At 38.4% G+C, this 11,259-nt stretch carries 10 protein-coding genes; 1 reads left to right on the forward strand and 9 read right to left on the reverse strand.

What is annotated here, in order from left to right; genetic code table 11:
* Positions 1–8: 8 nt before the first annotated feature.
* From ACT3RM_RS14955 to pyrC, 9 genes are all read right to left on the reverse strand, one after another.
* Positions 9–1,037, reverse strand: a complete 1,029-nt coding sequence (locus tag ACT3RM_RS14955; RefSeq protein ID WP_441836015.1) for a hypothetical protein — start codon at positions 1,035–1,037, stop codon at positions 9–11.
* Positions 1,038–1,099: 62 nt separating this feature from the next.
* Positions 1,100–2,359, reverse strand: coding sequence for a hypothetical protein (locus tag ACT3RM_RS14960; RefSeq protein WP_441836014.1), 1,260 nt, complete (start codon positions 2,357–2,359; stop codon positions 1,100–1,102).
* An 11-nt stretch (positions 2,360–2,370) separates the two neighbouring features.
* Positions 2,371–2,988 (reverse strand): energy transducer TonB, encoded by a 618-nt coding sequence (locus ACT3RM_RS14965; protein WP_441836013.1) that lies wholly within the window; start codon positions 2,986–2,988, stop codon positions 2,371–2,373.
* Positions 2,988–3,392: an ExbD/TolR family protein gene (locus tag ACT3RM_RS14970; RefSeq protein ID WP_441836012.1), complete on the reverse strand. Its 405-nt coding sequence runs from the start codon at positions 3,390–3,392 to the stop codon at positions 2,988–2,990. Before ACT3RM_RS14970 ends, ACT3RM_RS14965 begins: the two co-directional genes overlap by 1 nt.
* Positions 3,393–3,406: 14 nt before the next feature.
* The gene (locus ACT3RM_RS14975; protein ID WP_441833655.1) at positions 3,407–3,931 is read right to left on the reverse strand and encodes a MotA/TolQ/ExbB proton channel family protein; all 525 of its coding nucleotides are present in this window, start codon (positions 3,929–3,931) and stop codon (positions 3,407–3,409) included.
* Entirely contained in the window at positions 3,931–5,295 is a 1,365-nt protein-coding gene (locus tag ACT3RM_RS14980) for a MotA/TolQ/ExbB proton channel family protein (protein ID WP_441833656.1), read from the reverse strand. The genes ACT3RM_RS14975 and ACT3RM_RS14980 overlap by 1 nt, the downstream gene beginning before the upstream one ends.
* 6 nt (positions 5,296–5,301) lie before the next feature.
* The gene (locus ACT3RM_RS14985; protein ID WP_441833657.1) at positions 5,302–6,072 is read right to left on the reverse strand and encodes a DUF3450 domain-containing protein; all 771 of its coding nucleotides are present in this window, start codon (positions 6,070–6,072) and stop codon (positions 5,302–5,304) included.
* A 998-nt stretch (positions 6,073–7,070) separates the two neighbouring features.
* Entirely contained in the window at positions 7,071–7,274 is a 204-nt protein-coding gene (locus ACT3RM_RS14990) for a cold-shock protein (protein ID WP_441836011.1), read from the reverse strand.
* 322 nt (positions 7,275–7,596) lie between these two features.
* Positions 7,597–8,649, reverse strand: a complete 1,053-nt coding sequence (gene pyrC / locus ACT3RM_RS14995; protein ID WP_441836010.1) for a dihydroorotase — start codon at positions 8,647–8,649, stop codon at positions 7,597–7,599.
* Positions 8,650–8,864: 215 nt separating this feature from the next.
* Between pyrC and ACT3RM_RS15000 the strand changes: the two genes are divergently transcribed.
* A complete protein-coding gene (locus ACT3RM_RS15000; protein ID WP_441995199.1) occupies positions 8,865–11,234 on the forward strand; it encodes an EAL domain-containing protein in 2,370 nt (789 codons plus the stop codon).
* The last annotated feature ends 25 nt before the right edge of the window (positions 11,235–11,259 follow it).

An 11,259-nucleotide genomic window follows, 5' to 3' on the forward strand; every position in this document is an offset into this window, starting at 1 on the left:
ATTAAGGTTTAATCGCTAGTACTGATGTATCTTGCAAAAATAAAACTAAACCCCGGGTAAAACACAATATCTTCAAGTAAATAATTAGCAGTATTATCGTCAGTACTTAATCTTTTTTTAAGATTTAATAATGCTTGAGACTTACTCCAATGATGGTAATGGACACCAATGTCAGTTTCCATTAGTGTCAGCCAAAACTGTTGCTCTGCTGCTGATAAAGCACTTTGTTGAGCTTGGGCGCGCAGATTAAAATAACCTTGCTGCCAATCAAAGCCTGGTAAAGTATTTTTAGTTGCTAATAACTTCTCTGCAACAGACTCCGCATGACTTCGCTTAAATGAATAATCTAGTTGACTTGCCGGCATTTTTTTAAGCTTTGCTTGTATAGCAGTTAGCCACTCTAACGGCGCTAAAGTTTGCCCAGAAAAATAATTTAATTTACTTTGATGCCACGAATTACCATTCGTAAGTCCATTCAAGCCAATACTGCCACGCGGCGAGTAATTAGCTAAATAATCATTAAATTTAGTAAGGGCTTGTTGTAATTTTGGCATCTTATTTGTTGATGGTAACAGCTCTTCTAGCTGAGATTTTATTGCCGCCAGCTCTAATCTATTAAGTTTTAAACCGCTTTTACGCGCTTCAACAAGCTGCTTTTGTGCAAAGTCCAGCCATGCTATTTGTTGTGATTCTAATGCGTGACTAAGCATGCTATTTTTTATAACTGACACATAAGCCGGCCAAGCAAAGAAACGCTCCGGGAACCGCTCCGCAATAATTAAATAATTTAGTTCTTGTTGCTGATCAGGTGTTAAATCTAACAAATTTATTTTTTTATATACTAAATGACGCCGCTCAAGATACGCTGCTGTAAAAGGCCAATACTGCACTTTAATTTCAGTTTGCGGGTGTAAGGCCTGATTGAGTGAATAAAGCGCTTTAAACGCATCAGCTTTAGATGAGAAAGGTACATCTGAACCACCACAAGCTACCAATGTACTGATCCATAAAAAAATTAATAACAGTGATTTTTTCATTCATTTACTTCCATAAAAAAAAGCCCCATAGGGGCTTTTTTATAAACTAAAACAATTAGCTATTAAATCTTAACACCGTTGCGAGCGGCTTTATCTTTAATAAATACAGACCAGCTTTTCGCAAACTTGCGTGTGCGAGGATCGTCCATAGCTTTAGTAATAGCAGCATAAGCTTGCTTGTACTTTTCTTGATAGTAGAAAGCTTCAGCTAAATCAGAATAGATAGTTCCTTTTTTATCAGATCCTAACTCCAATGCTTTGTTTAAACGTAGAACCGCTTCATTATACTTTTGAGAACCCAAAAGTAGTGAACCTGCTTTACGATAAAGCTCTGCATCGTCATCAAACTTAGCTGCTTCTTCATAATACTTAGCCGCTTTAAGCACATCTTTCGAACGGTGGTAATTTGATGCCACTGCTCTCACATTTTGCTTATTACGTTCAACTTTATCTTCATCCATCGCCTTTTCAAGCACAACTGCTGCTTTGTAAGGGATTTCATTTAAAGAATAAAAGTTAGAAAGTACTTTGTACTCTACTTCATTCTCAAGGTAGCCATTATTATAAGCAACTCGCATAGTAGCGAGACCTTGTGAATAATCCTCAGTTTGTAAGTAAAACTTACCAAGGGTTACCCATGCTTTTTGATCTTCTGGCCACTGACGAACAACCTCTTCAGCTACTTCAACCATATTTTGATATTGTTTAAGTTCAAAATAGGCGCCAACTTTCAACTGGTAAGGACCTTTACTCGGTTCTTCTGCCAGTGCAATAGCTTTGTCGGCAGGCTCGGCTACGTCCTCAAACTGTTTTAACTGGAAATTAGCTTGCGCTATTCGAGTATAAACAGTGGCGTCTTCTTCACCTGTGAAGTCCATCCAAGCTAAATAAGCTTTTTTAGCTTCCGTGTATTGTTCAGTACCAGCGTACAAATCACCTAATGTTTTTAACGCTTGCTGATGATCGTTAAAGTTTAAAATATCAGGAGCTACAGCTAGCTTTAAGTGTTTAATAGCAAGTTGGTATTGCTCTTTTTGACCATACATACTACCGAGATAACGGTTTACTGTTGCTTTATCAAACTCATCCGAAGGGTCAAGTTCTTGTAATATAGCAAGTGCACCATCAATGTCATCTTCGCCGTACAGGTCAAACGCTTTAATAACCTTTTTACCAACGCGCTCACCCATTACTTTGGTTTTTGCATTCTTTCTCGCTTCAACTTTAGCGGGATCGGCAGCAGCCAAAGCAGGTGCTGTTACAACAGCACCCGAAAAAGACATAACTAGAGCAAGTGCTGTTACTTTAGATAAATTTCTCATTACTTGCCTCCTTAGTTGCCTTGGTTAAGTTTAAAGTCTAACTGTACTTGTAAACCAGTTTGTACTTGCGCTACACCGTCAATAATTTTAGGACGATATTTCCACTTACGCAATGCACGTTTAGCTTCTCTATCAAATATGCGTTTAGGTTCAGCGTCAATAACTTCAACGTCTGTAACTCCACCCAGTTTATCGATAGAAAACGAAAGTTGTACCCAACCTTCTTTACCATCACGTGCTGCTTGTGTTGGATATTTTGGTTCAATACGAACGATAGGTGTCGCATCACCATCACGTCCAAATGCACCTGGACCACTTAGGCCACCGGATGAACTCCCCACATCGATGCTACCCATATTAAATGACATAGCTCCCGGATTAGGGTTATTATTTTCCGGCTGAGGCGGCTGCGGTTTAGGCGGCTGCTTAGGCGGTGGTGGAGGCGGAGGCGGAACACGCTTCCTCTCCTGCACCTTAGATTCAGGCGGATTCGTCATAATTTCGACTACAATTTGCTCTTTTTGTTCAGTCGCACGGTCAGCTCCACCGGAGATGAGGTACGCCATAAAGTAGAACAAGCCGAAAGTAACTGCCCCACCTGCAATCAGTGAAAACAGAAAACGAATCATTACTGATCTCCAGCTATTGAAATTCTCAGGTTATCACCTGTTGCTTTTATCTGGTCCATAACTTTAACCACTGTGCCATGTTTTGCTTCTTTATCAGCCTGCAAAATTACAACTTCAGTAGGTTGTTCTGCTAATAAACTCTCAATTTTTGCTGAAATACGTTCAACATCAATTTGCTGTTTATCAATCCAGATTGCACCATCACTACGTATAGCAACAAAAATGTTAGCATTTTTTTGCTTTGTAGCTTGGGCTGCTTTTGGTTTATTAACCTCTATACCAGCCTCTTTAACGAACGATGTTGTTACGATAAAGAAAATAAGCATGATAAATACGATGTCAAGCATTGGCGTCATATCAACCGCTGCTTCTTCTTCTTCACGAAAACGTTGTTTACGTGCCATATTTAATTCTCTCTCTAGTGATGAGGCATGCTATCTATAAGTTTGGCTTTCACCACTCTCGCTCTTGCCTCAAGGCGTGAGCTAAAGAAAACTCCAGATAGTGCCGCAACCATTCCAGCCATTGTTGGGATTGTTGCCATTGAAATACCAGATGCCATTAAACGCGCATTACCTGTACCCTGTGTCGCCATAGTCTCGAATACTGAGATCATGCCGGTAACGGTACCGAGTAAGCCTATTAATGGACAAATAGCCACTAATGTTTTAATCAACAACATACGCTGATCTAATTTTTCAGACGCTTCAGAAATCCATGCTTCACGGATTCTGTGTGCGTACCAAGACGTAGTGTCTTGGCGGGCATCCCACTTTCCTACAATTTCCTTCGATACACGAGGAAATTCAGAAAGTAGGAACCAATAGCGCTCAATCATTAATACCCACATAAGAAAGAGTGCTATCGCGACCACGTATAAAACCTGGCCGCCTGTGCCAACAAAATCCCTGACAGATTCCCATAACTCCATCAGGACTAGCATTAGGCTTTCTCCTTCTCCGCGTGAGACGCGATGATACCAGCACTTTGCTCATCAAGGATGTGTAATACCGACTTACTACGACCTGCAACAATTGAGTGAAGTAGAATAAGTGGTAATGCTGCAATTAGACCTAGCGCTGTAGTTACAAGAGCTAGAGAGATATTACCAGCCATAATCTTCGGATCGCCTGTACCGAACAATGTGATTGTTTGGAATGTTAAGATCATACCGATAACAGTACCTAGTAGACCAAGTAATGGTGCGATAGCAGCCAAGATCTTGATAATGTTGATACCCGCTTCGATGCGTGGCGTTTCACGTAGAATCGCTTCATCAAGTTTAAGCTCAAGATTTTCAACATCTTGGTTTTTGTTATCAGTGTACACTTTAAGAACACGACCCAGTGGATTATTTGAATTCGGAGCAGATAGGTTTTTAAGCTGGCTCTTAATTTTACCCGTAGTCATGGTTAAATCAACGAAACGAATTAAGAAGATTAATAGGCCAACGATTAGCAATGCTGTGATGATGTAACCAACTTCCGCACCTTGCTTATAGTATTCCATAAGCGATTTTTTCTGCGTATTGATGCGTAATATAGCACCACGAGTTGGATCCACATAAACACCTGCATAGTTATCAGAAGACGTACCTTCTAAATCACTAATACCGTCTAGGATATAGCTATCTGGCTGTTTACCTAAAGGTTGAATCGATTTAGTTTCTGGTGAATAAATTAAGTAACCTTCATCTGTAACTAAGTTGAAGTTACCAATACGTGTTACTTCCTTCATTGAAGAATTGCCGTCAAGACCAGCAACTTCAGTTTCAAATGTAGAAACTTTAGCTGACTCAGTCATTTCAGTTTGTAATGCAATCCAAAGCTCTTCAAGTTCACGTACTGTTGGAAGCTCTTTTGCTGCCGCTAGTGAACGTAAAACTTCAGCACGACCTGGCTTTTCAGCAGAAACAAGTGATGCTTCAATTGAACCAATTGCATCAGCTGCTGCACGACGTACAACACCAAACATCTCACCTAACGTACCTTGAGCGTTTTGAAGAGCTTGCTCTTTTTCCGCTAAAGTATTTTCGTTTTGTGCATATTCTTTACTTAAACGATCACCACGTGCTTTTTCATCAGCTAATTGGCTTTTCGCTTTATTAAGTAACGCTTGCTTATCAGCACGAGCTGAAAGGAATTCTTGCTCACGTTGCTTATTAATTTTACCTTCAGAGATACGTTCTTGCTTTACTTGCTCAAGAATTTTGTCTAAAGCATCAGTATTTGCATGTGCGTTAAGCGCGGTACCTGCAGAAACAGAGAGTACTGCTGCAACAGCAAAACCTTTAAATAGTTTCTTCATTATTGATTACTCCGCGCCAAAGATTGGTAGTTTAACAAGTTCTAATGTCGCTTGTTTACGCGCCATACGAATCACTTCTTTAACAGGGTTAAGGTATTCTTCACCTAATTTTTCCCACTGTTTAGTGTTGTTATTCCAAACCCAAGCGTGTTTAAGGTCAAATGATTGCGCAACATAAGTGATACGACCTAAACGACCGAAATCAACGTTAATGTTTTTGCCTTCTGACTCTAAAGTACCTTGTGTTGCATTAACGGCAGAGCTGTAAGAAGCTTCTACTGTATATGCTTCAAGTACCTGACGGAATTTCTCAGAAGTCGTAACTGACGATGAAGCCATAATGTCACGAAGTGTTTCAACACGTCCCATACGATTTTCAAGGTTAAACGGAACATCCGCTTGAATGAACTCCTCAAGCGTATCGATCATGCGATACATCAAAGGAACAACATTTTGCTTAGTGTTGTCTATAGTTGCTATTTGACGATCAAACGATTCAATAGAATCGTTTTGGTCTGCGACCAAACGTGCTACGTGATCGTTATATACTTTTAAAAGCTCAGTTTCATCAACAAGGCCACGGTACTCAGCTACTAGATCTTGAGTTTGACCGAAGATATTGTCAATTTTAGTTTGAGACTTAACAGCAGACTTTTGAATTTGTTGATCTGCGTTTTGCACATCTTTCAAAGGATCTGCAATCACATTGCTGCTTGCAAATGCAAAAGCGCCAACCAACGCAGTTGCTACAAGACTCTTTCTGATTTTAACAGACATAGTTCCCAACCAATTAAGTAATGTTACTTTTATAATTAAATTACCCTCCGAAGAGGACAACCCAGATATCTTTAACGGATATCAACTATCCAATAATGCTGAATGCAATGCACGCTGTCAACTTCATGTTTAGAATTAACAATAAATAAATTATCTTTATCAACTCATCCAGCACAAAAAGAAATAATAATTTAACACAGTGATAACAAAGCACACTTTAATAATACACACTTTAATAATACCAGTGTAACCCTATGCAACGTTGAGTTATTTTGATAGTCAATGCATTAAAAAACATAAATGTAACATTAATTAATTTTTTTTGCTGTGTATAAAGACGTAAAAAAAAATAGAGACGATGAATACAATTGATAAAAAAATAGATAAATGTGCAATTTTTACACTAAGAGATAGTTATGCTTTACAGCCATAGTTAAATACTTATTCTACGCCTAGTTCTGTTAGCCTATAAAACAACCTAGTAGTAAATCAAAATGCTGATAAATGACTATTATATATGTAATTTACTAACATGCTTAAGTCTTATGAAATAGGCACTCTTTTAAGTCGGTATTTTCGACTTTAACAAACTGAAGGTAGCTTGTAATTTATATTGTTGCTGTTTAAGTTACTAATTGGATTAGCTATGCGGTGTCGACTGTAAAATCATTATAAATAAGTTCACTGTAGCTAATGCACAAACAGATTCAGTTACCCATCAATAATGAGATGCTAGTGAGGACATTGATGATAGATATTAAATGCTATTAGAAGAATACGCGTGTTATCTCAACTATCAAAAGTTAATCATTAATACTGAGAAGTTACATGTATATATTCGAGGGATTACTTTGACTTTAGTCATTACTATAAAACATTAATTAAGAAGTAATGTTACATTAGATTAGTATGAATTAGGGTAAATTATCAAAAGAGGAGAGATTATGGTGAAACAGAGACCTGCTTCACCAAGATGAACATAGTTCACATAAAATAAATTATGCTACTTCTACATTCTCAGCTTCAGGGCCTTTTTGACCTTGTTTGATGCTGAATGTCACTGCTTGACCTTCGCTAAGAGTGCGAAAACCAGAACCAGTGATAGCACTGAAGTGTACAAACACGTCAGGACCATTTTCTTGTTCAATGAAACCAAAGCCTTTAGCTTCGTTGAAGAACTTAACTTTACCAGTAGTTGACATACCATGTTTTCCTGTAAGTCAAAATTTAAAATTCAGCCATAAATTGGCTATAACCTTCCCTGAGTGAATGCCCAAAAAATCTTTGGGGTAAGGCACAGGAAGTAATAATTGACCAAACAGGTAACCATAAACGCCGTACTTTAACCATAAATTCTATACGCAAAAACTCAAAGCAAGTTAAGGTTAACACAATAAATTCGTTTTAGCTCTATTAATTGATAAATATTTTAGACAGGATGCAACGTAGGCTTAATTGCTGATTTTACAAGCAATAACTGCATATAAATAAAATTAATATGCAGTTATTTGATGCTTTAAATAATCACTTTACCTGCCAATCAATTGTGCCTTGTGCTTTTATAGGCACAACATGCGAGTCTCCTAACGGGTAGCTAGCAGGTACTTGCCAAGGTTCTCTCACTAAAGTAACGGTTTCTGTATTGCGTGGTAAATTATAAAAGTCAGCACCAAAGTGGCTGGCAAAACCTTCAAGTTTATCAAGCGCATTAGCATCATCAAATGTTTCAGCGTACAACTCTAATGCAGCATGCGCAGTATAAGCACCAGCACAACCACATGCAGCTTCTTTTTTGTTTTTGTAATGTGGTGCTGAATCAGTACCCAAGAAAAACTTCTCACTGCCACTGGTAGCGGCTTCAATCAACGCTTGCTGATGGATATTACGTTTTAAAATAGGTAAGCAGTAATAATGTGGCCGAATGCCGCCGGCAAGCATATGGTTACGGTTATATAATAAGTGATGAGCAGTAATAGTTGCAGCCACATTTCCAGACGCACTTTTCACAAACTCCACGGCCTCTTTGGTCGTAATGTGTTCAAGTACAATTTTAAGTTCGCTAAAATCTGCCACCACATCAGCTAAGATGGTTTCAATAAAAATTCTTTCACGATCAAAAATATCAATAGCTGAATCAGTTACTTCCCCGTGTACCAGTAATAACATCCCCACTTCTTGCATTGCTTCGAGTACCGGGTAAATATTTTTAATAGATGTAACACCCGAATCAGAATTAGTTGTTGCCCCTGCAGGATATAATTTTGCAGCTACAATTTTACTTGTGGCTTTGGCTTTACGAATTTCGTCAGGCGTTGTTTTATCCGTGAGGTAAAGTACCATTAACGGTTCAAAGTTATTCTGTGGCTTTGCTGCCATTATACGCTCTCGATAGGCAAGAGCAGTGTCGGTACAGGTCGCTGGGGGCACTAAATTTGGCATTATAATCGCGCGACCCATGTAACGGCTTACATCGCGCACAGTATCCACTAACTGATCACCATCACGTAAATGTATATGCCAATCATCTGGACGTGTCAGAGTTAATGTAGATAATTTAATTGGTCCTGAGTTACTCATAAGTCTATTTCCCACAGCTGAATTTAGTTGATCATATTGTTCTGATGTAACTGAGTAAAGATTTTATTCATATTAATACGTTAAAGCACAAAGAACTTTATAAAAACACGTTATTTCAAGTCATTATTTCTATAATTACTTTGTTAATAAATTAATACTGGGTTAACGTTATAGGCATGTACTAAATAAATTAGTTTGTATTAACCCTATTGCCTATGTCAAAAAAACCTGATTTTGCTTCTGCGCTTGAAATTAAAACTGAGCAACTAAGCATTATTAACCAGTTTTCATCAAGCCTATTACAACTTGAAAAGTTAGATGAACTATTTGCGTATGTAGCCTCACAAGTGGTAAAACGCTTAGGCTTTGTTGAGTGCGTGATATATTTGGCCGAGCCAGATAAAAAAAAACTATTTGAAGTAGCATCGATAGGAATAGATGACAAAATAGGTAGTTATAATATAACTCGAAAAACGATTAATTTTGATCAAGGTATTACGGGCTATGTTGCCTCAACAAGCCAGCCTGTAATGACTGGTGATGTTACAACAGATAAGCGCTATATTGCAGATTCACGCCCTGCGCTTTCTGAATTATGCGTTCCGCTTATTTATAATGAGCAAGTGTTCGGTGTCATTGACTGCGAACACCCCGCTCGTAATTACTTTACAGATGCACACTTAGAAATTCTAACCACTGTTGCGCATCTGCTAAGCGCTAAAATAAACCATGTAAAAACAGTTAGTAACCTTCAAGCCACAGTGACTCAGTTAAACGCTGCCCAGCAACTTGAGCGTAGCATGCTGCAAATCGCTAATTTAACTTACCAAGCCAATGACTTAGATACTTTTTTTGAATCTATTCATAATATTATAACCACCTTAGTCCGTGCCGATAACTTCTTTATTGGCCTTTACAATAAGCAAGTAGATATTTTAGAAATTGTTTATATTATCGAGGAAGGCGTGCGCTCAAGTGTGCACACCAAAATATCGAAAGAGCAATTAAAAGATACAGCCTCTTACTATCTGCTCAATGCTGACGCTCCAATGCTGATGTCTAAAGAACAGTATCAACAACACATAGACGAAGGCCACTTCAAAATGATAGGCCGAGAAGCAGAGTCATGGCTGGGAGTTCCCTTTAAAGTCAGTGACAAAATAAGTGGTGTTATTGTTATTCAAAGTTATAACAGCGCACACCACTACAATCATCACGACCTCGATTTACTCACTTATGTAAGCCGCCAAGTCAGTATGGCTATTGATCGCCAACTTTCTCGACAAGAGCTTGAGCACAAAGCATTACATGACGAATTAACAGGCCTTGCCAACCGCTCATTACTCATCGAACGGATAAAGCACGCCATTATGCGCCTCACTCGCTCACCAAAAAATACCATGCATTGTTTGTTATATCTTGATTTAGACCGTTTCAAGAGTATTAATGATTCGCTTGGTCATGAAGTAGGTGATCATTTTTTAATAACTATTTGCAGCGTTATAAAAAAATCAATTCGTAATACCGATACCTTTGCTCGTCTTGGTGGTGATGAATTTGCCATTTTTATGGAAAATATTACTCATAAAAACCAAGTCTATGAAGCATTAAGATGTATTAAAAAATCATTAGCTAAGCCACTGGATATTGATGGCTATTTATTACAAGCTTCTACCAGTATTGGGGTCGCATTTAGTATACAAGACACCGACAAAGCATTTGAGCTATTAGAACAAGCTGATGCAGCCATGTACGAAGCTAAATCATCAGGACGTGGACAAGTTAAGTTTTTTAATAATACCATGCGTAAAAAGCTGAAAAACCATGCTGATATTGAAAATGACTTACAGCAAGGCATAGAGCAAAACGAGTTCGAACTTTATTTTCAACCTATATTTGAAATTCAAATCAGTAGGATAACGGGCTTTGAAGCCCTTGTACGCTGGCACCACCCTACAAGAGGGTTTGTGTCGCCTAATGACTTCATCCCCGTAGCGGAAGATACCGGGCAAATAATCAATCTCGACTTACACTTATTAGACTTAGCCGCGCAACATATAGCCCTCTGGCATCAGCAAGGTAAACGTTTTTTACGTATTACTGTTAATGTTTCTTCAAGGCACTTTGCAAGCCTCGACTTTGTTTCGCAACTCCATGCTATTTATAATAAATACCAGTTGCCATTGGGATCTTTATGCTTGGAGATAACCGAATCAGGATTAATCGAAAACCTTGCCTTAGCCACCGATATTATTCAAGGGCTTGCACCATTAAAAGTAAAGTTATGCCTTGATGATTTTGGCACTGGTTACTCGGCACTAGGTTACCTTCATCAATTACCCATTCATGTACTAAAAATTGATAAGAGCTTTATTGACCATTTACATCACGGTCAAAACCCTTTAGTTGATGCCATTTTATCCTTGGCGCAATCATTAGAGTTAGATGTCGTTGCAGAAGGGATAGAAACAGAGCAGCAATTAGCTATTTTACGAAACACCCAGTGTAATTTTGGCCAAGGCTTTTTAAAGTCAAAACCATTACCCGCAGCCGACGCCATTAAACTGATTGATAAGCCACTGTAAATATAATAAAAAAGCCCTGAACATG

It is taken from the genome of Pseudoalteromonas sp. AOP7-A1-14 (assembly GCF_052376275.1).
GTDB lineage: Bacteria > Pseudomonadota > Gammaproteobacteria > Enterobacterales > Alteromonadaceae > Pseudoalteromonas.